11 protein-coding genes and 16 pseudogenes are annotated in these 22,982 nt (G+C 60.9%); 11 read left to right on the top strand and 16 right to left on the bottom strand.

Annotation, left to right across the window (positions count from 1 at the left end; all coding sequences use genetic code 11):
- Positions 1-52 precede the first annotated feature (52 nt).
- Positions 53-256 (top strand): annotated as a pseudogene (locus EIO60_RS02720) (DUF2767 family protein); the annotation flags it as partial.
- Between the two features lie 180 nt (positions 257-436).
- On the opposite strand, the pseudogene EIO60_RS02715 reads toward EIO60_RS02720, so the two are convergent.
- From EIO60_RS02715 to EIO60_RS02695, 5 pseudogenes are all read right to left on the bottom strand, one after another.
- Positions 437-1,829 (bottom strand): annotated as a pseudogene (locus EIO60_RS02715) (FGGY family carbohydrate kinase).
- A 2-nt stretch (positions 1,830-1,831) separates the two neighbouring features.
- Positions 1,832-2,712, bottom strand: a pseudogene (locus EIO60_RS02710) (transketolase family protein).
- Positions 2,713-2,762: 50 nt separating this feature from the next.
- Positions 2,763-3,273 (bottom strand): annotated as a pseudogene (locus EIO60_RS02705) (ABC transporter permease); the annotation flags it as partial.
- Positions 3,207-3,650, bottom strand: a pseudogene (locus EIO60_RS02700) (substrate-binding domain-containing protein); the annotation flags it as partial. The pseudogenes EIO60_RS02705 and EIO60_RS02700, both read right to left, overlap by 67 nt.
- 87 nt (positions 3,651-3,737) lie before the next feature.
- Positions 3,738-4,341, bottom strand: a pseudogene (locus tag EIO60_RS02695) (transglycosylase SLT domain-containing protein).
- 159 nt (positions 4,342-4,500) lie between these two features.
- Here EIO60_RS02695 and ldcA point away from each other — a divergent pair.
- Both ldcA and EIO60_RS02685 read left to right on the top strand, forming a co-directional pair.
- Positions 4,501-5,427 (top strand): muramoyltetrapeptide carboxypeptidase, encoded by a 927-nt coding sequence (gene ldcA / locus EIO60_RS02690; RefSeq protein ID WP_258575848.1) that lies wholly within the window; start codon positions 4,501-4,503, stop codon positions 5,425-5,427.
- A gap of 22 nt (positions 5,428-5,449) precedes the next feature.
- Positions 5,450-6,069 (top strand): annotated as a pseudogene (locus EIO60_RS02685) (MBL fold metallo-hydrolase).
- Here the strand turns inward: EIO60_RS02685 and EIO60_RS02680 are convergent.
- The 3 genes and pseudogenes from EIO60_RS02680 to EIO60_RS02670 form a co-directional block, all read right to left on the bottom strand.
- Positions 6,070-6,427 (bottom strand): annotated as a pseudogene (locus EIO60_RS02680) (GNAT family N-acetyltransferase).
- 26 nt (positions 6,428-6,453) lie between these two features.
- Positions 6,454-6,837: a hypothetical protein gene (locus tag EIO60_RS02675; protein WP_258575847.1), complete on the bottom strand. Its 384-nt coding sequence runs from the start codon at positions 6,835-6,837 to the stop codon at positions 6,454-6,456.
- Between the two features lie 119 nt (positions 6,838-6,956).
- Positions 6,957-7,166 (bottom strand): YgdI/YgdR family lipoprotein, encoded by a 210-nt coding sequence (locus EIO60_RS02670; protein WP_258576046.1) that lies wholly within the window; start codon positions 7,164-7,166, stop codon positions 6,957-6,959.
- A gap of 12 nt (positions 7,167-7,178) precedes the next feature.
- On the opposite strand from EIO60_RS02670, the gene EIO60_RS17225 reads away from it, so the two are divergent.
- The gene (locus tag EIO60_RS17225) at positions 7,179-7,298 is read left to right on the top strand and encodes a DUF4186 family protein (protein ID WP_508278738.1); all 120 of its coding nucleotides are present in this window, start codon (positions 7,179-7,181) and stop codon (positions 7,296-7,298) included.
- Positions 7,299-7,350: 52 nt separating this feature from the next.
- On the opposite strand, the gene EIO60_RS02660 is transcribed toward EIO60_RS17225, so the two are convergent.
- Positions 7,351-7,506, bottom strand: coding sequence for a hypothetical protein (locus EIO60_RS02660; RefSeq protein ID WP_258576070.1), 156 nt, complete (start codon positions 7,504-7,506; stop codon positions 7,351-7,353).
- 212 nt (positions 7,507-7,718) lie between these two features.
- Here EIO60_RS02660 and EIO60_RS02655 point away from each other — a divergent pair, with 212 nt between their 5' ends.
- Together EIO60_RS02655 and EIO60_RS02650 are read left to right on the top strand one after the other, a co-directional pair.
- Positions 7,719-8,048, top strand: coding sequence for a hypothetical protein (locus EIO60_RS02655; protein WP_258575846.1), 330 nt, complete (start codon positions 7,719-7,721; stop codon positions 8,046-8,048).
- Positions 8,049-8,145: 97 nt separating this feature from the next.
- Positions 8,146-8,698: pseudogene (locus tag EIO60_RS02650) on the top strand (hypothetical protein).
- Between the two features lie 139 nt (positions 8,699-8,837).
- On the opposite strand, the pseudogene EIO60_RS16005 reads toward EIO60_RS02650, so the two are convergent.
- A pseudogene (locus EIO60_RS16005) lies at positions 8,838-9,941 on the bottom strand (mechanosensitive ion channel family protein); the annotation flags it as partial.
- A gap of 94 nt (positions 9,942-10,035) precedes the next feature.
- On the bottom strand, positions 10,036-10,713 hold the full coding sequence (locus tag EIO60_RS02630; RefSeq protein WP_258575842.1) for a flagellar brake protein: 678 nt from the start codon (positions 10,711-10,713) through the stop codon (positions 10,036-10,038).
- 211 nt (positions 10,714-10,924) lie between these two features.
- Between EIO60_RS02630 and EIO60_RS02625 the strand changes: the two genes are divergently transcribed.
- On the top strand, positions 10,925-11,173 hold the full coding sequence (locus EIO60_RS02625) for a GlsB/YeaQ/YmgE family stress response membrane protein (protein ID WP_258575841.1): 249 nt from the start codon (positions 10,925-10,927) through the stop codon (positions 11,171-11,173).
- Positions 11,174-11,232: 59 nt separating this feature from the next.
- Here EIO60_RS02625 and EIO60_RS02620 read toward each other — a convergent pair.
- Positions 11,233-12,569, bottom strand: a pseudogene (locus EIO60_RS02620) (TonB-dependent siderophore receptor).
- Positions 12,570-12,794: 225 nt separating this feature from the next.
- The gene (treA, locus tag EIO60_RS02615; RefSeq protein WP_258575840.1) at positions 12,795-14,480 is read right to left on the bottom strand and encodes an alpha,alpha-trehalase TreA; all 1,686 of its coding nucleotides are present in this window, start codon (positions 14,478-14,480) and stop codon (positions 12,795-12,797) included.
- A 554-nt stretch (positions 14,481-15,034) separates the two neighbouring features.
- Between treA and EIO60_RS02610 the strand changes: the two are divergent.
- Together EIO60_RS02610 and EIO60_RS02605 are read left to right on the top strand one after the other, a co-directional pair.
- Positions 15,035-15,729 (top strand): annotated as a pseudogene (locus EIO60_RS02610) (phosphatase).
- 24 nt (positions 15,730-15,753) lie between these two features.
- A pseudogene (locus EIO60_RS02605) lies at positions 15,754-16,270 on the top strand (TorD/DmsD family molecular chaperone).
- 140 nt (positions 16,271-16,410) lie between these two features.
- Here the strand turns inward: EIO60_RS02605 and EIO60_RS16450 are convergent.
- Together EIO60_RS16450 and EIO60_RS02585 are read right to left on the bottom strand one after the other, a co-directional pair.
- Positions 16,411-17,653 (bottom strand): annotated as a pseudogene (locus EIO60_RS16450) (CoA transferase).
- Between the two features lie 80 nt (positions 17,654-17,733).
- On the bottom strand, positions 17,734-18,618 hold the full coding sequence (locus tag EIO60_RS02585; protein WP_258575836.1) for a DMT family transporter: 885 nt from the start codon (positions 18,616-18,618) through the stop codon (positions 17,734-17,736).
- A 181-nt stretch (positions 18,619-18,799) separates the two neighbouring features.
- Here EIO60_RS02585 and EIO60_RS02580 point away from each other — a divergent pair.
- Positions 18,800-19,193: pseudogene (locus EIO60_RS02580) on the top strand (type 1 glutamine amidotransferase family protein); the annotation flags it as partial.
- A gap of 218 nt (positions 19,194-19,411) precedes the next feature.
- Positions 19,412-20,932 carry an acetaldehyde dehydrogenase ExaC gene (gene exaC, locus EIO60_RS02575; protein ID WP_258575835.1) on the top strand — a complete coding sequence of 507 codons (1,521 nt, stop codon included), beginning with the start codon at positions 19,412-19,414 and terminating at the stop codon, positions 20,930-20,932.
- Between the two features lie 556 nt (positions 20,933-21,488).
- On the opposite strand, the pseudogene EIO60_RS02570 reads toward exaC, so the two are convergent.
- Positions 21,489-22,974: pseudogene (locus EIO60_RS02570) on the bottom strand (fumarate hydratase).
- Positions 22,975-22,982: the final 8 nt, after the last annotated feature.

The raw sequence follows: 22,982 nt of genomic DNA, 5'->3' as shown, positions 1-22,982 counted from the left end.
CTGTTTCTGGACAGGTTTTTACGCCTGTCGGCGAGGCGAAACAGGAGGCGTGATGAAACGCGATGTATTGAATTAAGAATATTACGATGAGGTGTGTCGCGCGATTGGCGATGCGTTGGTGGTACTGGCCGAATCAGGCCATGAGACCAGTCGGGAAGAGATTTTCGGCCTGCTGAGACGCGCGCGCCAGCATCGTTGCCACAGCGAACGCGACGAGCAGCACATGCTTGAGCACGCGATCCGCTTGGTTAAACCCAGACAGACAAAACTGGCCTTCTGCGCGTTTTTTTTACACCTTTTGCGCCGGCTGACAGCAGGCGCGCAAGAGACTGCGCGGGCCGAGCAGCCAGGGGTAGCGTTTTGCGTCTTTACGATCGGACCTTGTCACCCGCGTCCACACCTTGTTGAAGACCTCATTTAATGCATTTGCTAACATTCACGTCGGCTGAAACCGGCAGCGCGCTATCGCCGCCAGCCAGCCCTGATAGTTCTCCCGCATCGCCTGCGCCAGCTCCACGCGCGGCTCGACGCGCGTGCCGCCCTGCAACGCCTGCATCTAGCTGCCCTCCTGACACCAGCCCAGCGCCGGCGCTTCCGCTGTAGGTGCACGCAGCAGCGGGCGCTGTGGCACGTCCGCCTGCCGCTGCATCAGCCAGTCGTTGGCGGTAGCGCTGCCGTCGACGCAGAGTGCCGAAAGATGCTAGCCGCTCGCCTGCTCCATGGCGAAAAAGACGTCGGCGATCTGAAAGACGATCGACTCCAGCGCCACGCACACCAGCACTGCGGGCGTGGCGGCATCAGTCAGGCCGCACACCATGCTGCGCGCCTGAAGATTCCACCAGGGCGCTCCCAGCCCGGAGAGCGCCAGCACAAAATAGATGCCCTGATTATGCTGCGTGGTTTGCGCCAGCGCGGTCAGCTCGCGCGGGTCCTGAATGCCGAGCATTTTCCCTAGCAAGGCGATGGTGGTGCTGAGGCCGTTGTCAGTGAGCAGCGGCGTCGCCATCGACATCATCAGGGAGGAGCCGGTGCCATAGGTCGCCCTCACCACCTCCTCGTCGCCACGGCGCTGCGCTTGCAACGCCGCGTGGGAGTCGCCGATGCGCGCCAGAATCGGCGTGCCGGGCGACAGGCCGGAAATATCGCTGATTGCCACGACGCCCTGCACGCTGGCCGACGGCACGATGGCTGGCAGCGCGGCGCGCGGCAGCTGAAACAGCCGCAGCAGCTCCTCGTCCCACCCCCTGCTGTGCAGACTGTAGAGCTGGGTGCGCGCAGCGTTGGCGTGGTCGGTGACAAAAGTTTCCCCTGCGCTGAGCTGCCAGCTGAGCCAGCTGTCGACCGTGCCGATGCAGAACTCTCCCGCCGCCGCGCGCGCCGCACCGTCCGGGATCGCCGCCAGCATGCCGGTCAGCTTCGCCGCCGGGAACATTGGATCTACCGCCAGTCCGGTCAGCCCGGTAATGCGTGTGGCGTTGCCCGCGGCGCGCAGGTCGCGGCAGAAGGCCTCCGAGCGGCAATCCTGCCAGCTCACCAGCGGCGTCAGCGGCCTGCCGTCGCGCCGCTGCCAGATCAGCACCGACTCGCGCTGGTTGCTGATGGCCACCGCCGCCACGGGCGCGCCGCCGCACTGCGCCAGGCAGTCGGCTGCCGCCTGCTTGACCGCCTGCCAGATGGCCAGCGCGTCCTGCTCCGCCAGCCCCGGCTGCGTATGGGCGAGCGTCAGCGGCTGGCTTGCCGCGCGCCACCGCGCGGCCCTAGCGATTGACGGCGATCGCTTTGGCATTGATGGTGCCTTCGTCAATCGCCAGAATAAGGGCGTCTTCCATAGTCAGGCTCCTGAACAAATTCGCACTGCGCTGTTGACGACGCTCGCGGCGTCAATGCCGCAATGCGCGCGGGTAGAGGCGCGATCGCCCGCGATGGTGTACTGCCCGTCCGGAATGCCCAGACGCAACAGCGGAATGGCGCAGCCGCCCTCCGCCAGCACTTCCGCCACCAAGCTGCCGACGCCGCCGTTGACGTTGTGCTCTTCCACGCTGATCACGGCTGGATAGTGATTTAACAGGTTGCGCAGCTGTTGAGTATCGCAGGGTCTGATGGATGGAACGCCGATCACACCCGCCGAGATCCCTTTCTCCACCAGCAACTCTGCCGCCTGCACGATCTCATGCACCGTGGAGCCTATCGCCACCAGCGCGATATCCTTGCCCTCGCGCAGCAGGTCGATGTTGCCGGGCGCGAAGCGGTAGCTTTCGTCATGCAGCTGCGGCAGATCTTTGTCGTCGAGGCGGATAGACCGGGCCGACGTGATCGATGGCGTAGTCGATAATCTGCCGGCACTCAAGCGGGTAATGAGGGGGCGTAGATTTCGATATTGCCGAAGCCGCGCATCACCGCGATATCGTCGATGCTGTGGTGGGTGCTGGCGTTGAGGCCGAACAGCTTGACGTTGATGTTGTTATAGCAGACATCGACCTTGACCTGCTCGTTGGCGCGCGAGATCAAAAAGGGCTCGGCGTTGCAGGTGACGGCAATCTTGCCGCCGAGCGTCTGCTCGGCGATGCCGACGCTGACCAGCCGGTCGGGAAACGCCTTGATAAAGGGCGAAATTTTCGCCGTCGAGGTGGAGTCCGCCACCACCGGCACCAGGTCGATGCCGCGGTTCACCGCGTCGCTGAATTTAAAATCAATGACGAATATATATTTAATCTGGGTAAAAAAAGGGAAGCAGAAAAAGTCACGCCCTGCACCGCCACCGATTAACGTTTTGCCTCGCTGCCCTCCTCAATCAGCGCCTTCTGCTGCATGCGGTTTTGCATCTGGTCGATAATGACGGCGGCGATGATGACGATACCTTTGATCACCATCTGCCAGAACTCGCTGACCCCCATAATAATCAGGCCATCGGCGAGGAAGCCAATGACAAAGCCACTCACCAGCGTGCCGAGAATGGTGCCGCCCAGCACCACCGCCGCGATGGCGTTCATCTCACACGAGGTGCCATTGGCCGGATGGCTTGCTACCAGCTGCGACGACACCACGATCGCCGCGCAGAGGCCGGAAAGGGTATAGATTTAGATCTTCACCTGTTTGACCTTGACGTAGGAGAGTTCGGCGTCGCGCTCGTTATCGCCGATGGCGTAGACCTGACGGCCAAACGGGCAGGCGGCGCGCAATATAGGCGACAAGTGCAAGCAGCACCATCATCCCGATGGCGTAAGGCAAGCCAAAAAAGCTGCCGGCGCCGATGCGGCCGAAGCCGTTGTTGCCGTTTTCAGCTGCGACGCGTTGCTCTCGTCGATCAGCACGCACTCCATCAGCTGTTTCTCTCCCTTCTGCACCTTGCCGTTTTTCAGGTAGTAGTCCGCCTGCTTTACCGCCATCTGCGCCTGCGCCCAGCCCGGCTGCAGCACCGTGGCCTTGATGTTGCCCTTGTTGATAATGGAGTCGCGGGTGTAGCCGCTGCCGTCGAAGCCCACCACGATGACGTTGGTTTTGCCCGCCGCCTTCAGCGCCGCCTCCGTGCCCAGCGCCATGGTGTCGTTGCCGGAGATGACGCCGACGATGTTCGGTTTTTTCTGCAGGATGCTCTCCATGCGGCTGAACGCCTCGGTCTGGCTCCAGTTGGCGCTCTGCTGCGCCACCATTGACGATCCGCGGCGCGCTGCACGGCGGCTACGTCAAAGTACTGATTGTCGATTACCCCACCGCGCGGCCGCTGGTGGAGTAAGCCGTTAAATGGTTCGGTACGCCGTGGTGACCTTCCAGAGGTAGTGCGGCGCCTGCGCGGCGGGATGCTTGTTCTGCACGTGTTGATAAAATTCGTCTGGCAACATGGCGTTGATCATGGCGATGGCGCGATCCCGGTCGCAGGAGAAGGTGAGCAGCAGCACCCCGGCGCCGTTGGCGTAGGAGACGATAGTGGCGTAGCGCAGCGTCAGCGGGTCGCGAATGCCGGCCAGCGCCGACTGCTGCAGGATTTTGATATAGGCGGTACCGATATCGATATTTTTCGCCGGATAGCGCAGCTCCGCATTGGAAAACTGCCCGCGGCGTCCCTGCACGCGGTACACCTCACGGCCCGCCGTCGAGGCTTTGCACGCGGGGATTGCCGCCCCACTCGACAGTGATAATGGCGCTGATCAGCTTCTCATCCACACCATAATGACTGGCGGCATCTTCGGTGAACATCGAGCAGGCGGCATTGATATTGCTCGGCGGCGCCTGGGTGAGCGGGGTATTGCGTTGTTTGACGACCTGTTTTGGCGGCTTGCTGGCGCAGCCTGCCAGCAGCAGCGAGGAAAGCGCAAGGTAGAGGAATTTCAGCAATTTTTTCATCCTGATGCAGTAGTGGCACAGGCTATCATACCTGGCGCGCGCCGCAGCAAAATTACCGTTTATCCTAATCGTGTTAAAAACCGTGCCGCGCAGTGACTTACGTCGCGCTTTTCGTCATCATCGGCGCGATATACGCCCGCTAACTGCAGGAAAATAGTTATGATTTCATGCGCAATTCATCTTGTTTCCCCCTCCGGCTATTGTCACAACCAGCCCGCCGCATGGCGCGGCGTCGAGCGGCTGCGCGCGGCGGGCCATCGGGTCGATAATCTGGCGGCCATCACGCGGCGCTTTCAGCGCTTCGCCGGCAGCGACGCCGAGCGGCTCGCCGAATTCAACCAGCTGGCTCAGCTCGAGACGCTGCCCGACATCGTGCTGGCGGTGCGCGGCGGCTACGGCGCCAGCCGTCTGCTAGCGCAGATTGACTACCTTGCCTTACAGCGCCGGCTGCTCAACCAGCCGCTGGCCCTGTGCGGCCACAGCGACTTTACCGCCCTGCAGCTCGCCCTGCTGGCGCAGTGCGGCCTCGTCAGCTTCAGCGCGCCGATGCTGGCGGGCAACTTCGGCGCGGAGGCTTTATCTGAATTTACCCTGCGCCACTTCTGGCAGGCGCTGACATCGCCTACAGTCAATGTGAGCTGGCAAAGCGCAACGCCGGACAGCGGCGAGTGGCAGGGCACGCTGTGGGGCGGCAATCTGGCGATGATCTGCTCGCTGATCGGCACCCCGTGGCTGCCGCAGTTCGACGACGGCATTCTGGTGATCGAGGATGTGAATGAGCACACTTTCCGCGTCGAGCGCATGCTGATCCAGCTGCAGCAGAGCGGCGTGCTGGCGCGGCAGCGCGCCATTATCACTGGCAGCTTTACCAGCACCGCGCTGAGCGACTACGACAACGGGTTCGATTTTGCCGGCGTCTGGCAATATCTGCGCGACGCCACCGGCCTGCCGGTAGTAAGCGATCTCGTTTTCGGCCACGATGCGGATACCGTGACGCTGCCGCTCGGCGCGCGCGCGCACTTACGCGTGGCTGACCACCTGGCCACGCTGCAGGCCACTGGCCATCCCATATTACCCGAGCATTAAGCCGTTCTCAGGGAGATCGCCATTGAAGCCTCTGTTTGACGATTTGTGGATCTTCACGCCGGAATTTCCGCTGGAAGAAACCGTTAACGACCTGATGATGCACGCCTTTATGCTACGTCATCCGCGCGGCAACCTGCTGATTGGCCGCGTCGAACATCCGCTCGATCATGAGGTGCTGGCGGATGCGGGCGGCGTGATCCGCCACTATCTGACCCACTGGCACGAAGCCGCGCCCGGCGCCCTCGCCCTGCAGCAGCGCCCTTTACTGCCACAGCCGCTCGCTGGGGCCGGTCAGCCGCATTATCGAGCCAGACGACACCTTCTCTCCATGCCGACACCTACTTTGGCAATTTTCACCTGCTGCCGACGCCGGGCCACAGCAGCTATCTCTACTACTCGCCGCTCGGTCACAGCTACCTGTTCGTCGTCGATACCCTGACGCGCGATCACGACCACTGGATCACCGTGCTGGTGCCGGAGAGCAATCCGCACAAGCTGCGGCAGTCGCTGGAGTTTTACCGCACGCTGCGGCCCGACGTGGTGCTGATGAGCACCACGCGCGGCCATCTCTCCTGGGTGCGGGTTACGCTGCAAAGCTGGCTGGCGGCGATTGACGAGGCGGAGCAGCAGCCGCTGTTTTGATCAGAGCGCTTTGATGAGGTAGTGGCGCTGGTGGTGACGCGGGTAGTTGTCCAGGCTGAAGCGCAGCGAGTAGCCCAGCTTTTCATAGAATGGCCGCCCCTCCTTCTTCCGCCGCCTGAATCAGCTGCGTGCCGACGCCCTGCCCGCGCAGCGCGTCGCTGACCCACAGCATATCGATGCGCAGCCAGTTGCCGCTGGTCGATCCCGTCAGTCTAGCCAGCTTGCCGCCGCGCGCGTCGGTAACGAACACGCCGAGGGATTTGAACTCGCTGATATCGATAAAGCGGCTGTTATAGGCGTTGAGGCCGAGACGTACCTCGTCCAGATCGTGATGCGTGACCGCATCCGTAACGTTCAGCTACATGGGCGCTCCTGCTAAGGCGGTTAAGAGGACGGATGGTCGCGATCGTCATAAGGCTCCAGCGACAGCTGGTCGACATCGCGGGTTTCGCTGCGGCTACAGGGTAACAGCCGGTCGCTGTCGCGGTAAACAAAGAAGGTCTCCTCGCTCCCCTGGTTGACGATCAGCTGGTCGCCGTTGCGAAAGCGGGTAATCGCCACCTTGTCGCCATCCTGCAGGCGGGTGCGCTGCTGGCCGGCGGCAATTTGAAAGTAGTGCTGCGGCCAGGTCAGGGTGCTCAGGCCATAGTTGGCGCGGGAGATGGTCATGGTGGGTCGGCCGGGACAGGTAATCTGAAACTGGGTTTCGCTCCAAGCGGGCGTAACCTGGCAGCTCAGCAGGCCGGGCGCGATGAGCAAAGGCTTCATTATCGAACTCCGTCGAGGTTATTATTTGATTTATCTGGTAATTCAGATAACACATCTGACGGGGCGAAAAAGCGAAACAGCCTGTGCGAGGCGGGCTGAAAATATATCAAAGCCTGTCGTCAGTTGCCGACTTCCGACATATCTTTGATGGTGTCGCGATTGATCTGCTGCTCTTTACCGAAGACATCGTTGTAGGTGATTATACCGGTGTCCTCATCCACCATCGGCTTGCCCTGTGCCACAATGGTGCGGCCGTCGTTGGTGTGGATTACGTGGTCGTTGGCGCAGCCAGCCAGCATTAGGCCAAGGCTTAACGTACCAACCAGCATCAGTGTTTTTTCATAGCTCCTCTTTCCCAGAAATGGCACCATATTGCCGCGCATCAGCCGCTGAACGGCGCGCAGCAGGCCTATATCGTCGGCGCCATCCACCGCTGGCTGGTGGCCGAGATGAACCGCTAAAACGTCCGGCCCCGTCTTGCGGAGCCGGACCTGAACCTATTCTGCCGCTACATCAGCGGCAATCAGCATCAGCGCCAGTGAGGCATTTTCCTCGTCGAACGCCTGCGCGAATTTCCCTGACGCAGGCCATCACCTGCTGCTTTTTATCAACCTCAAGCTTCTCAATCGCATGACGAATAATCATAAGACTGGCTTCTTCTTCTTTCATTCATTTTCCTTAAATCGCCCAACTGGTGCGCAAAGATTGCAAGAATACCTTTAATGTGCTATTCAAGTCACCCTCTGGCACGCATAACGCTTAACAATTAATCGAATTGTCAATGGGAAGCCGCGCCAGACCTGCTATAATCAACGTAGCCGGCACGCAACGCGATAAAATCAGCGCCACGGGATCCCCAGGGACAGAAGCAGGTACAGGATATGTTGCGACTCACCTTTGTCATTTTTATTACGCTGCTCGCCGGCTGCGCTTCCGGCTCGAAAGGGGTGAAGTGCGCGGGCGAGGTCAGCAGCATCTACGGCCAGCCGATGGGCCATACTCAAGCGACGATTTTCGACCTCGTCAGCGCCTTTACCGTCAGCCGCGACGGCGTAAACGTGCAGAGTGGGACACTGCAATCGCAGGATCGTTTCAAATATGTGCCCTCAGCCGTCACAGCCGAAGGCTATTACGCCCAGCGCCTGTCGGATAAGCAGTTCCGCCTGATCAATCCGCATGAAAACACCATGATGACCTGGACATGCCCTTAAGCGTGCGTCCGGCAGCCGGATGGTTTATTGCCAGGGCTCGTCAGGCTGCAGGCTCACCCTTATATGATATGGAAAAGCGACTGATAATAACGGCTATATCGATTTCCCTTCCCCGCCACGCACAACGAGGATGGTTCGCTGAACACGTGCGGCATCGATCTGACGTTGCAGACGGATCGTATTGATGAGATTGCGGTGCTTGCGCAGTCGGCGAATCTGCGCCGTCTGCTGGAGGAGGTCAATCTGCAGGAGGGGCTGTTTATGACCCTCGCCTGCGACTGGAGCAGCGCGACGATGCGGTATGCGGGTCTGTTTATTTCGCCTTTCGCCCAGAGCTGCCGGTGGCGCAGCAGGAGACTCTCGCGCTGGATCAGGCGTTTGGGCGCTACCTGTGCGAGCAGGCGGCGCAGCACACCATGGCGCCTGATGCCCTGATTAATCTCGCGCGCTGCGTGCTGGACTGGGGCAGGTCGCCGCTGCGTCAGCGCGAGCGGACATACGAAAAGGTCACGGTGATGTACTACTGCCAGCAGCGCAACGAGGCGGAGTGGTGCCTCGATCATCTGCGCCATTTTCTGGTGAGCTGGTATCGCGGGACGCTTTACTCTTCGGTCCATATCACCCACGTGTTGGGTTTATTAGCCGCCTGAAAAGCCCGACATGACTATTTACTATTACAAAGCTTATAAACAGTCGCACCATAGCCAAAGGGAAAGGGCGTTTCGCCCGAAGAGCAAAGCGTCCCGCGACAAGGATGTCGCGGGCCGAGGCGCATGGATGCTTTATGCTGTCTTTGCGAGCGGGCGAAATGCCCTTGACCTGAATGCGTCCGCCGCTCAACTCCATCTGACAGATCGGGGAGGCGAAGCGAATATCGCGCTCCTCTAGCGCCGCCATCAGCTGCAGGTTAATCTCCTGCTGGATATCCATATATTTGTTGTAGTCGGCGTCGAGCATGAAATAGACCACTTCAAAGGTCAGCTTCGAATCCTCGAAGGCGAAAAAAATGGGCGCGGTCGAAGCGGGTGGTGTCAACGCCCTCGATAATCTCCTTCACCAGCTGGCTCACCTCGCGCACCTGCGCGGAGGGCGTGCCGTAGGTCAGGCCGAAGCGTAATAGGATGCGCCGCTGCTGCATGCGCTTGTAGTTGTGAATGGTTTGCTGTAGCAGAATAGTGTTGGAGCAGACGATCTGTTCGCCGCTCAGGCTGCGCAGTCGCGTGGTTTTCAGCCCGATATGCTCAATCGAACCGGCGATGTCGTCAAACACGATAAAATCGCCGTGCTTAAAGGGCTTGTCGAAGCCGATGGCCAGCGAGGCGAAGACGTCGCTCAGCACCGTCTGAATCGCCAGCGAGATGGCGATACCGCCGACGCTGAGGCTCGCCACCAGCAAGTGATATTGATGCCCATATTCAACAGAATGGCGAGCAGCATCATTACCCACTCCACCCCACTACGCGCAGCAGAATGCCAAGGATCACCGTGGTGACCGGGTTGCGCACGTGCAGCGGGTCGCCGCAGCAGGTTTATGCAGCCACAGTCGTATGCCGCAATCGCTCCACATCGCCAGCTAGCACCGCGAACGCGAGGAACCAGCCGTGCGAAATAAAATTGCTCCAGCTGGCGGGCACATCGACAAAGCGCAGGGCGATCAGCAGCGAAAAAATCAGCAGCAGCTGGCTGGTGCTGCGCAGGATCTCTACCAGAATCGAGGTGATGCACACGTGGCGCTGCTCGCTGTAGCGCGATGCGGCCGGAAATAAAGCGAATGACGCTGCGCAGCAGCCAGTAGATTAGCAGCGTGCCCGCCACCACGATGGCGCTGTTGATCCAGACGGTTTCATTAAGAAAAATGCGTTGAAAATAGCCAGATGAGAGCCAGTTTTCCATTGGGGGATTTTTTCTTGCAGGGAGCCGGTTATAAAAAGAAAGCAAGGAGAAGGATAGCCTGGATGTGCCCAAAGGCTGGGCGAATCGCGATAAATCACTGGAAACTACGGGCTTTATCGTGCGCCAGTCGCTCCAGCACGAAGATCACCTGCTGCAGCTGGCGCGACTGCAGCGGCTCCATCGCGGTGACGCGGAAGCTGAGGCGCGGCGTAATGCGCGTTTCGTTTTTGCTGGTCACCACGCTACGCTCGCCGATCTGCAGCAGCTGCGCGCTGACTTCGAACTGGCCATATTCACCCAGCTCGACGCGCAGCTTTTTAAATTTGTCGCCGCTGCTGAGGCCCTCCGGCAGCGGCTTATCCACCAGCACGCCGATGCCGCCCAGCGAGAGATCCTGCAGGCGAAAGCGCACCTTGCGGCCGTCGGGCCTCTCGCTGTGGCAGTAAAACACCAGATCCAGCGGCGCGCTGAAAGCCGGCAGGCCGTCATAGGTGGTTTTCTCTAGTGTGGTCAGGGCGAACTCTACCTTGGCGCCCTGCGTTTCAGCGAAAATGCCGATCTCGCAGCAGTCGAGAATATACTCATTGTCGAGATTGTTGCTGCCGAGATCGAAAATAATGCGTTCTTCATCGGCGTCCAGCATGCGGCTGATAAACTGGCCGTGTGAAAAGGCGACCATCAAGGGCGTCTCGGAACGCAGCAGATCTTTCATTACGCCCAGTACCGCCAGCGTGCCACGTTTAAGATACTGTTCTTTATCGGCGTCTTTCACTTCCCGGCTCCAGAAAAGGGCAAATTTGCAGTGCTTAAATCCAATATTCTTTGACCGTTATCGGCGATTGCAGGCGAAACTTTAGCGGGCTGCGCCACTTTTTTACGTGCGCAAAATCTGTAGGTCGCAATTTCCTGTCTATACTTACGTCTGTAATTCTCCTTATTAATCAGTCGGTCACAACTTAAACGCAAAAAGGAAGGAGTAGTCGATGGGTATCATTTCATGGATCATCTTTGGTTTAATCGCCGGTATTCTCGCTAAGTGGATTATGCCGGGTAAAGATGGCGGCGGCTTTATCGTAACGGTGATCCTGGGCATCATCGGTGCGGTAGTCGGCGGCTGGATCAGTACCCTGTTCGGCTTCGGCAGGGTAGACGGCTTTAACTTTGGCAGCTTCGTGGTCGCGGTGATCGGCGCCATAGTGGTGATGTGGATCTACCGTAAAGTTTGCAGCTGACGCGCGCCGCGCAAGAATGGCAACGGGACGACCATAGTCGTCCCGTTTTACGTTTCCCGCTAGAAATCGTATCCCACTGTCAGCGGCAGCGACAGTTCCGCCCCCCAGTAGCAGTAGCCCGTACCGCAGCAGGCGGCGATATAGTGACGATCGGTCAGGTTGGTGGCGTTAAGCTGCAGCCACGCCCCCTGCAGACTGCGCTGCCAGGCGCCGAGATCGGCGCACAGTGAGGCGTCAAACGGCGTCACCGGCGGCGATTCTCATTGCCTACCCACTGTTACTGATATAGCGCACTACCGCGCCGACGCTGATGCCAGCGTCGAAGCGGTAGTGGCCCCAGAACGACGCCAGGCTGTTCGGCGTCACGTAGGGCGTATGGCCGTCATTGCCGTCGACCGTCTCTTTATAGCACAGATGATTCAGCGTATAGCTCGCCACCGTGCTCAGGCGTGGCGTCAGCTGATTGCGCGCCTCCAGCTCGATGCCCTGCGAGTGCACTTTCCCCGTCGGCGTATAGGTGGCGTCCTGCACGTTGCGGGTGGCGACATCCTTCTGCGTCAGGTCGTAGAGCGCCAGGGTATAGAGGTCGCGCGTGCCGACCGGCTGATACTTGACGCCCGCCTCATACTGCTCGGCGGTGATGGGCTTAAGCAGATTGCTGTCCGGGCCGGTGAGCGCGGTGGGCGTAATCGCCTAGCTGTAGCTGACGTAGGGCGACACGCCGTTTGAGGTGATCGTTCTGGCGGCGCGCCGTGCCGCTGTTGTCGGCGACGATGCGGTCGTAGCGGCCGGAGAGATCCAGATGCCAGTGATCTTAGGCCATTTCATCCTGCAGATAGATTTCGGTCTGATAGTAGCGGCGCGTGCTCGCCGGTGGCGGCATTGAGTGCGCTGGCCTCGCCGCCCGCGTCGCTGAGGCTGTTTTTATACCGGTGGTACTCTGCGCCGACAGACTATGACCCAGCGCGCCGCTGGCGAACTCCGCCGTCAGGCGGTTATCCGTCGCCCAGGCGGAGAACGAGGAGCGCTCGCCGGAGTAGTCGCGGTTCAGAACCTGCCGCCATCTCTCATTAGGCGCAGGCCGTCAAGGAAGGTCTTGTCCACGTCGCCGCCGTGGAAGCCGCTCAGCGAGACGGTGTCGTAGCGCGTCGCGGCGCCGCCGAAGTTGGTAAAGACCCTAGAGGTATAGTCGAGCACTTGATTGAGATCGATTGCGCCCTGATCGTCGATCTGCTGGCGGGTGAGCCACCGAGATCGACTGCGGCGTGGTGACCAGCGGGCGGTCGCCCTTCATCGCGCCCGCGCTGCCAGGAGCAAGGTAGCCCTGGGTTTTGCTCTCAGCATTCTCCTGCGGCGCGGCAGTGACCACCAGCGTGTCGGCGGCGGGCGAGGCCAGCGGCGGGCAGGCCGAGCGCCAGCGCGCAGCGGTGAGGGGGAAACGGCAACGTCATGTTCTGTCCTTGTTCAGGCCACGGCAGCGCGCATGGCGAAGAGTGATAAAGCGTCTCACTATCAGATTAAGAGTTATTATCAATATATCAAAAGTGTTTCAAGTTTTGTTAAATGGCCGGATTCTGAAAAGAAAGGGCAAGGGAGGGGATCCCTTGCCCGGAGAGGGAGGTTAGTTCGCCTCTGCGGCGGCCTGAGGCAGATTGTTGACGCTGTTGCAGGTTTTCTCTTTCGGACAATATTTATCGAGCAGCATCAGCGTGACGCCGTTGGTCCAGCCGAAGCCGTCCTGCAGCGGGTATTCGCCGCCGCCGCCGCCGCCGAGATTCGGGCCGTCGACAACATATTTCTCTACCAGCTTGTGCTCTTTGTCATAGGTGGTCTGCACGTTCTGCAGGAAGCGCATGCCGACCTGCTGCGCCAGCTGCGGCTTGTTATAGTGCTCCAGCCCTTCTACCGCTACCCACTGCAGCGGCGCCCAGCCGTTAGGCGCATCCCACTGCTGGCCATTGTTCACCGTGGTGGTGAGCAGGCCGCCCGCCTTCAGCAGCTGTTTCTCTACCGCCGAGGCGGTGCGGTCCGCCTGCTTGTCGCCGGCGAGTTGCATATAGAGCGGAAACAGCGCGGCGGCGGTCAGCTTCGGACTGACCTGGCGCGTTTTGATATCGTAGTCGGCGTACCAGCCTTGCTTCTCATCCCACAGGTAGCGGTTCACCGCCGCCTGTCGCTTCTCCGCCAGATCGGCAAACTGCTTCGCCTTCTCCTGCTGATTGTCGAGCCGGTAGGCTTTGGACAGCGTCTGCTCGAGGTGGAACATCAGGCTGTTGAGATCCACCGGCGCCAACTGGGTGGTGCGGATCGAGGCGAGGTTGTGCGCGTCGCTGAACCAGCGCGAGCTGAAGTCCCAGCCTGAGGCCGCGCCGGCGCGCAGATCGCGATAGAGTTCGCCTTTGTCACGCTGCGGCGCCTTTTTCGCGGTGTTGACGTCATCGAGCCAGGACTCCGTGCGCGGCGCGTCGCGTACGTCCCAGTAGCGGTTGAGCAGCGTGCCGTCCGCCAGCTTGATCACCCGCTTGCTCGCCTGACCGTCGGCGACGCTGCTGCTGTCCGCCATCCAGTAGTCATACTCTTTCTGCAGCTGCGGCAGGTATTTGCGGTAGGCCGCGTCGCCCTCATGCGTCGCCAGCAGATCGATCATCAGGCTGAAGAAGGGGGGCTGCGAGCGGCTCAGGTAGTAGCTGCGGTTGCCGTTGGGAATATGACCGTAGGTGCCCAGCTCCCAAGCGAAGTTATCCACCATATCCTGTACGCGATCCCAGTGGCCGCTTTCCGCCAGGCCGAGCATGGTGAAATAGCTGTCCCAGTAGTAGACCTCGCGGAAGCGGCCGCCCGGCACCACATAGGGCTTCGGCAGCGGCAGCAGCGAGTCGTAGCGCCCGGCGCTGTGGGCAGTGCGCGTCAGCACCGGCCACAGGCCGTCAATGTGGGCGCGCAGGCTCAGTCCGGCGGGCGGCACATACTTTTCGCCCGCGGCAGGCAGGGTAAAGTTGCTGGCGACAAAGCGTTTCAGATCGAAGCCTTGCTGATTTTTCTGCATCTGCCAGTCAGCCAGAATCGACGAGGGATCATATTTAGGTACGGTGTCGGCAAAGGTTTTCTGGTCGGGATAGAATTGCGCCTGCTGTACTGCGTTGAACAGCGGGCCGAGGCGCACATCCGGCGGCTGCGGCTGGCTGCTGAGCATGCGTGAGTTATCGTCCGCCTGCGCGGCAAGCGCAGGCAGCGCCAGCAGCAGCGTCAGCATGATTGGCGCAACGGCCTGACGCCCGGCGGGCGCGGTTACGACAGTTTTCTTCATCGGTTTTTCTCCTTGTCCGAAAGGCGGCCGCGCGTAACGCATTGACCACTCAATCAACTTTAGTCGTAATCTGACCGCTTCGCGCTGCGATGTTGCGGAAATGTGACGCAGCGTAGCAGTGGGACGCATCACGGCGCGGCGGTTTTCTGGCCCTGACGCCGCTTTTGCCGGAGGCTGGAGGGCAAAAAATGAGGAATGCTATGGAAATTATCTGGTATCACCCGGCGCAGTCTGGCTGGAGGGCCTTGGGCGGCGCTGGCAGCCGGGCGATGACGCCCACGCCGATTACGCCGTTGTGTGCCAGTCGCCGCGCGAGCTGCTGGTGCAGCGGCCAGGGTTGCGCAGCGTGTTCGCCATAGACGCGGGAGTTGACGATATTCTGGGTCGGCTGGCGCGTGATCCTGAGATGCTGGCGGCATCGGTGCCGCTGATACGACTGGAGGACACCGGCATGGCGCGCCAGATTCAGGAGTATGGAGCTCTGCTGCGTGCTCGGCTGGTTTCGCCGCTTCGACGACTACCGCCGACAGCAGCAGCAGGCGCACTGGCAGCCGATGACGCTGACACCGCGCGACGACTTCACGGTCGGCGTGCTGGGACAGAGCGTAGTTGCGGCGCTGAAGCCCTGGGGCTTTCCGCTGCGCGTCTGGAGCCGTACCCCTAAGCAGATCGATGGCGTCGCCAGCTTCGCCAGACGCGACGCCCTTGACGACTTTCTGCGCGGCATTGAGGCCAATATCAAAAACCAGCAGGGGGAGATCGACTGCTCCGGCCCGATGCTCGGCTCGCTGGATCTGATTATTGCCGGCTTTCACGAGCCGGTTTACGCGCCGGGCGACAAGTCGCACCACACCGACGCGATGATCGCGACCATGGCCAACGGGCTGGCGCATATTATCAGCCATCCGGGCAACCCAAAGTTCCCGGTGGATATCCGCGCCGTCGCCAAGCAGCAGCCCACTACAACGTGGCGCTGGAGATCAATAACTCCTCTTTTACCACCTCGCGTCCCGGCAGCGAGCCGAACTGCCGCGCGGTGGCCGAAGCGGTCCGTGACGCGGGTGGCAAGCTGGCGTTCGGCTCCGATTCCCATACAGTCTTTACCCTCGGCGATTTCGCGCACTGCCTGCGCATCACGCGCGAAGTGGATTTTCCCGACGATCGCGTGTTAAATGTCACGCCGTGCCGCCTGCTCGATTTTCTTGAACAGCACACCGGCAAACAAATTGCCGAACTGGCGGATTTCTGACCCTTTTGCTCTGGGTTATTATGCATGAATGAGTTTTCTATCCTTTGCCGCGTGATCGGCTCCCTATTTAACCGTCAGCCGCAGGATCCGCTGCTAGTGCCGCTCTTCACGCAGCTGCACGAGGGCAAACTCAGTGCGCAGTGGCCGCTGGAGCAGGATGCGCTGCTGCGGAACAGCGATCCGCAGGCGCTGGCGGCGGATTACAACGCGCTGTTTGTCGGTCCCGACTCGAGGTATAGCCTTTTGCGTTGCACTGGCCGGAAGGCAAGCAGGAAGCTTAGGTGCGCGCCTTTCTCGCCTCGCGCGGCATGCCGCTCAGCGGGTCACCAGCTGACCATTTCGGCGTGCTGATGCTGGCGGCGTCATGGCTGGAAGATCAGTCGGCAGAGGATGAGAGCGCGGCGTGTTTCTCGGCAAGGTAGAGGGGCACGCCACCACCGCCTTCTACCGCACGCTGGCGGCGCTGAGCCGCGAAGCGATTCAGGCGATGTGGTACGAGCTGAACGAAGCCGCCGACGAACGCGACGCGGACAAGGCCTGATCCCACCTGCGCGAGCCGGGCAGCGGCCGGTTCGCTTTCTCTGCCGAAACCGTTTCGCGCCGCCTGCCAACTCTTAACGTCTTCCCTGACCTGCGCAGTGCGCAGACCGCATAGCGCTTTTTTCCGATCTCTTGCGTCGACTACCAGCGCGCCGGATGGGTGCCCAGCTCGCAACCGGCGGTGGCGCAGAGCTGCGGCGTGCCGGGCAGGCGTTCGCCCACGCCCCAGGGAGTAATTTCCACCGGTGGCAAGGCGTCGTGGCGGTGTGCGGTAATGCCCGCGGCCGCGCTTTCCGCCGCGCTGGGATGCTGCTGCAGCAGCAGGGCGGTGCGCGCCTGAACGCCGTAGCCGCTGATATGGCACTGGCGCAGCCCCTCCAGCGCCGCCGCCATCAGGTAGCCGGTGGCGTGATCCAGCGCCATGGACCGGCAGCGGCGTCGGGATGTCCCGCTGCGCCCAGTCCATGCCGCGCTGGGCGATGCCGCACGCTATCTGCACCAGACTCTGTCAAAGCCACGTCGGTTGCGCCACGGTCCCTGCCAGCCCCAAGCGTTAAGGCTGACGTCCACCAGCCCCGGCGCCAGGTGCGCGCGCCTCGGCGTCGAAGCCGAGCCGCTCCAGCGCGTCGGCGCGGTAGCCGTGCACCAGTACATCCGCCTTGTTGCAGCAGGCCGCGCAGCGTTTCGCGCCCCGCGGCGCTTTTGAGATCGACCACGGCGCGGCGATTGCCGCAGGCGATCTCCTCGTCCAGCCCAGGCTCGCGCCAGCCGGGGGGGGATCGAGGCGCAATATCTGCGCCCCGAGGCTGGCGAGAAAGCGGGTCGCCACCGGGCCGGCAATCACGCGAGTCAGATCCAGCACGCGCACGCCGAGCAGCGGGCGCGCCGTGGCCAGCAGCCGGCGTGCCGCGCTGCTAGGCAATCAGCGGTTCCCCGGCCGTCGCCTGGCCCCTGCGGATGCTGCCCGCCTTGACGATGGCCTGCTCCAGCGTTTCTCCCTGCCAGCGCGCTACCTGCTGCGCCAGCGCATCGTGGTTGGAGGCTACCCCAGCACGCGCGCCATCGCGGCGCGGTGGTGCGGCGCATTGGTGTGCAGGCGGGATCCAGCCGTCGGCGCTGCGGTAGTCGCCGGCAAAGGGGTCCCAGAGCGCGGGCGTAGAGCTATTGCGGGGAGCAAAGCTGGACTGGAACCCGCGCGAGGCGAGGCGCACGTTGACGCTGACCGGCTGGGGATTATCGATTAATGTGGCGGTGGCCTGGGTCGCCAGCCCGATGCTGGCGGCCGCCAGCTCGCTGACGGCAAAGGCGGGTGAGAACGTGGCGGTATCGAGAAAGGTAGGGGCGGCGACCGTGTCTCGCCTGCGCCACGCAATCCCTGCCACAGCTGCTGCTACAGCGATGCGACGGGCTGATAGTCCATGGTGCTTCTCCAGAAAAGGGCGGTCCAGAGCATAGCCCCGCTTTTTAACGGCGCCGCAGTCGCGGGAAGCGCGCGTGCATGCGCAGATTGCGCAGGTTAAGTACGGCGACCGCCGTGCCGCACACTACCAGCGAAGCGCCGATAATCTTAAAGCTGTTCAGGCTGTCGCCCAGCACCACAATGCCCATCAGCACCGACAGCACCGGCGTCAGCAGCGAGTAGGGCATGATCAGATTGACGTTGTACTTCTTCAGCAGCGAATACCAGATGGTATCGGCGACGATTGACGAGGCGAGCGCGCTGTAAAGAATGCCGAACCAGCCGCGCCAGCCTGCGTGGCTCAGCGCGTAGAGCTGGCTCGACTCCATGATATAGCTGGAGAGGCCAACGATCGGCACCGCCAGAAAGGCGAGCCAGCCGGTCATGGTGAGCGGCTTAATCGGCGGCGACTTTTTCACGATAAGGTTGCTGACCGCCCAGCCGGTAGCGCTGCAGAGCAGAATGCAGAGAACCCACCACGCCGGAATGGTCGGGCTACCGGAGAGCACCGCCACTCCGCTGAGAGAGATAGCGATACCTACCAACTGAACCGGCTTTAGCCGCTCTTTCAGCACCGCCATCGCCAGCAGCATGGCGATTGGCGTGCCCAGCTGCACCACAATCGCGCCGGTGCCGGCGTCGGTGTAGCGCATGCCGACGAACAGCAGCGAAAAGTGCATAAAGCCGAAGGTAAAGGCGAGCGCCACCAGCCAGGGCAGCTGCTGTCGCGTGATGCGGCAGAAGGGGATCAGCACGATCGCCACCACCACAAAGCGCATAAAGGTGAGAAACAGCGGCGGCAGCTCAAGCAGGCCCCATTTGATCGCCACATTGTTAAACGCCCAGATGGACACCACCATTAACACTAGAAAAAAATGCCGCAACGCCACGATCCCGTCCTTCGCTGTTATTGTTCGCCACGCCTAATAATGGCATGAAGCGGGGAAGGGCTGACAGACAGGCGGTAATATTTTTCTGTTATAACCCGCGCGGGAAAAGCATAAGACAAGCTGCCGCTTTGCTGTCAGACTGACTAACCGAGACGTTCATCGACTAAGGACAGGATTCGGTATGGCTTCCCCCGCCTTTTTGCCCCTTGCGCTGATTCAGTTAGAGGTTCCGCTCGCCGACGTGGTGGCGCGTATTGGCGAACAGCCGCGCTGGTTTATCGAGGTGCTTGGCCTGCAGCCGGAAGAGTATCTTATCGTTTGCCCTCATCTGGGCGAGTCGCTGCCACAGTTCGATCAGATCAGTGGCGCCATAATCAGCGGCTCCTGGGCGATGGTGACCGATCACGCCGACTGGAGCGAGCGCTGCGCGGCTTGGGTGCGGGCCCCGGTTCAGCGCCTGGCTTTCCCATCGCCAGTCGGTGATCGCGCCGCAGGCGCAGGTGCTGGCGGCATCGGCGAAAGACCACTGTCAGAGCCTGCGCTATTCGCCACAGGCGCTGTCGGTGCCATGTCACTCTCGTGTTGTTAATCTCCTTTGACCGCTTGCGTCCATCGGGTTTCGCTTTTCTTTGCCCGTGCGGCCGATTCTCGGAATTTTCCGGGCGCGGGCGCGCTTTTCCTGTGCGGCGGTCACAGTTTCCGACGGCGATATCTGACAGGCTACGGTTGTTCGATCATTGTTAATGACAAGTTTCATTGTTGTTTCATTCCGAATCCTACAAGGAGATTCACCATGCGCTATGCCTCTCCCGGAGAACAGGGTTCTCTTGTTCAGCTGCAATCAACCTACGGCAACTTTATCAACGGTGAATTTGTCACGCCGGTGAACGGCAACTATTTCACCAACACCTCGCCGGTCAACGGTTCAGTTGTGGGCCAGTTCCCACGCTCCGACCGGGCGGACGTGGACAACGCCGTCGCCGCCGCGCAGGCGGCCGCTGACGCCTGGGGGAAAACCTCGCCGCAGCTGCGTTCGTTGGTGCTGCTGAAGATCGCCGATCGTCTGGAGCAGAACCTGGAATATATGGCGGTGAACGAAACCTGGGATAACGGCAAGCCGGTGCGGGAAACCCTCGCAGCCGATCTGCCGCTGGCGGTGGATCACTTCCGCTATTTCGCCGGCTGCGTGCGCGCTCAGGAGGGCAGCGCGGCGGATATCGACGAGTTTACCGCCGCCTACCATTTCCATGAGCCACTGGGCGTCGTGGCGCAGATTATCCCTTGGAACTTTCCGCTGCTGATGGCGGCTTGGAAGCTGGCGCCGGCGCTGGGCGCGGGCAACTCCGTGGTGCTGAAGCCCGCGGAACAGACGCCGCTCAGCATTACGCTGTTCGTCGAGCTGATCAAAGATCTGCTGCCGCCGGGGGTGGTGAACGTGGTGCACGGCTACGGCAAAGAGGCAGGCGAAGCACTGGCTTCCCATCCCGGCATCGCCAAGGTCGCCTTTACCGGCTCCACGGCGACCGGCGGGCATATTCTCGAGCTGGCGGCGAAAAGCCTGATCCCCTCCACCGTGGAGCTGGGCGGGAAATCGCCCAATATCTTCTTCGAGGACATCATGCAGGCGGAGGAGAGCTTTATCGAGAAGGCCGCCGAAGGGGTAGTACTCGGCTTCCTCAATCAGGGAGAAGTCTGTACCTGCCCGTCGCGCGCGCTGGTGCAGGAGTCGATCTACGAACCCTTTATGGCGGCGGTGATGAAGCGCATCAAAACTATCAAGCGCGGCGATCCGATGGACAGCGAGACGATGGTGGGAGCACAGGCGTCGCAGCAGCAGTTTGACAAGATCCTCTCCTATCTGGAGATTGCCCAGCAGGAGGGCGCCGAGGTGCTGATCGGCGGCAGGGTTGAGAAGCTGGAGGGCGAGCTGGCCAGCGGCTACTACATTCAGCCAACGCTGCTGAAGGGCAACAACAGCATGCGCGTCTTCCAGGAGGAGATTTTCGGGCCGGTGATTGGCATAACCACCTTCAAGGATGAGGCGGAGGCGATCGCCATCGCCAACGACTCGATCTACGGGCTGGGCGCCGGCGTCTGGACGCGCGACATCAATCGCGCCTGGCGCGTCGGACGCGCCATCAAGGCCGGGCGCGTCTGGACCAACTGCTATCACCTCTATCCGGCGCACGCCGCGTTCGGCGGCTATAAAAAGTCGGGCATCGGGCGCGAGACCCACAAGATGATGCTCGATCACTATCAGCAGACCAAAAACCTGCTGGTGAGCTACAGCGTGCAGCCGCTCGGTTTCTTCTAAACATTGCGCGCTGTCATAAGCGCGTAAAATTTCCGTGGCATGGTCAGGTCAATAACGCCTGACGGGCTTGAGGCCGAACTAAATAAGGAACGTTGATGAGCGAAATCTATAATGCGCTGACTGAACATGACGACGTACTGGACGGGCTGAGTACAGCATCATTGCCGTTAATCTGCCGGACCGCAAGGCGCTCTCCCTGCGCGATCGCGACGCCTATCGCCAGGCGGCAGGCTACGCGGCGGACGCGCCGCGTTCCTGATAACCCGCTGTAGTGTTACAGGGGGAATAAGGCGCCTGAAACAGATTCTTGCAGGCAGCGCACAGGCTTACTACGCGGCTGGCAGAGCTCGAGGAGCAAAGCGTCTCGAGACAGGGACAAAAACGCCGGGAGTGTTTTTTGAACAATAATGCGGTGCGCTGGCCTGTTTACTCGCGCACCTCAGGAATGAGGTGCCTATCCTCGCGGGACAAGCGAGCAGGGATGCATAACGCGCCTTTGCGAGTGAACCCAACCATTCGCGTAGCGCCTTACGCTACTGTCGCACCTGAAAAATGTTTATTTCACGCAGCGTGCACAGCTGCTCTCCTGAATCTGCTTAAAGAAGTCATTGCCTTTGTCGTCCACCAGGATAAACGCCGGGAAGTTTTCCACCTCAATCTTCCAGATCGCCTCCATGCTCAGCTCGGCATACTCCACGCACTCCAGCTTTTTATGCTTTGCTGCGCCAGCAAAGCCGCCGGGCCGTCAATACTGCCGAGGTAGAAGCCGCCGTGCTTGTGGCAGGCATCGGTGACCTGCTGGCTGCGGTTGCCCTTCGCCGCGGTCGATGCGCTCTTTCAACTTAGCGTGGGCAATATCACGCGCTACGATAATGGTGCCGCTCAGCGAGAGACAGGTGAAAACCGGGTAAGCGGAGAGCTGCGCCAGAATCTCTTTCATCGGCCGGTTCAGATCGACGCTGACCACCCCGCCTTTGCCCTGCTGACGCAGCGCTTCCGGAATTATACTGCGCCGGATTGTCTTCCAGCTTCTCAATCCAGATACCGTCGCGGTTAATCTTCGCCTTGATATTGCGGTCTGCCGAGCAGGAGACGCCCATCCCACCGGGCACGACGCGCCGTGGCGCGGCAGGCGGATGACGCGGATATCGTGAGCGAAATATTTGCCGCCGAACTGAGCGCCGAGGCCGAGCTGCTGCGCCGCCTCCAGCAGTTCCTGCTCTAGCGCCAGATCGCGGAACGCCTGGCCATGCTCGTTGCCGCTGGTGGGCAGGCTGTCATAGCAGTGGGTCGAGGTGAGCGTCACCGTTTTCAGTGTGCTCTCCACCGAGGTGCCGCCAATCACAAAGGCGATGTGATAGGGCGGGCAGGCGGCGGTGCCGAGCGACATCATCTTATCTACAAGATAGTTCTTCAGCTTGCCGGGCGCGAGCAGCGCTTTGGTCTCTTGGTAGAGATAGGTTTTATTGGCCGAGCCGCTGCCTTTGGCGATGCAGAAAAACTTATACTCATCGTCGTCGGTGCTGTAGAGATCGATCTGCGCCGGCAGGTTGGTGCCGGTATTCACCTCGTTATACATATCGAGGGCGGCGTTCTACGAGTAGCGCAGATTGTCCTGAATAAAGGTGTTGTAGACCCCCCCCTGCGACAGTGCGGCCTCGTCGCTGCCGCCAGTCCAGACGCGCAGGCCTTTTATTACCCATGATAATCGCCGTGCCGGTATCCTGGCTGGTCGGCAGCACCCCTTTGGCGGCAATTTCCGTGTTGCGCAGAAACTGCAGGGCTACATATTTGTCGTTCTCGCTCGCTTCATCATCCGCGAGGATAGCGGCAACCTGCTGCTGGTACGCCGGGCGCAGCATAAAAGAGGCGTCGTGAAACGCCTGCTGCGCCAGCAGGGTCAGCGCTTTTGGATCGACCTTCAGCATCTCTTCGCCCTCAAAGCAGGCAACGGAGACGTGCTCTCGGCTCAGCAGGTAGTAGTCGGTATCGTCGTGGAAAAGCGGAAAAGGCTCTTGGTAGAAGAAAGGTTTTTTCGACATCTCGGCTC

Origin of the sequence: Candidatus Pantoea persica (assembly GCF_013753875.1) — a bacterium.
Lineage (GTDB): Bacteria > Pseudomonadota > Gammaproteobacteria > Enterobacterales > Enterobacteriaceae > Pantoea > Pantoea persica.
Note: the sequence above shows the minus strand (reverse complement) of the source record. Positions and strands in the feature narration are given on the sequence as shown.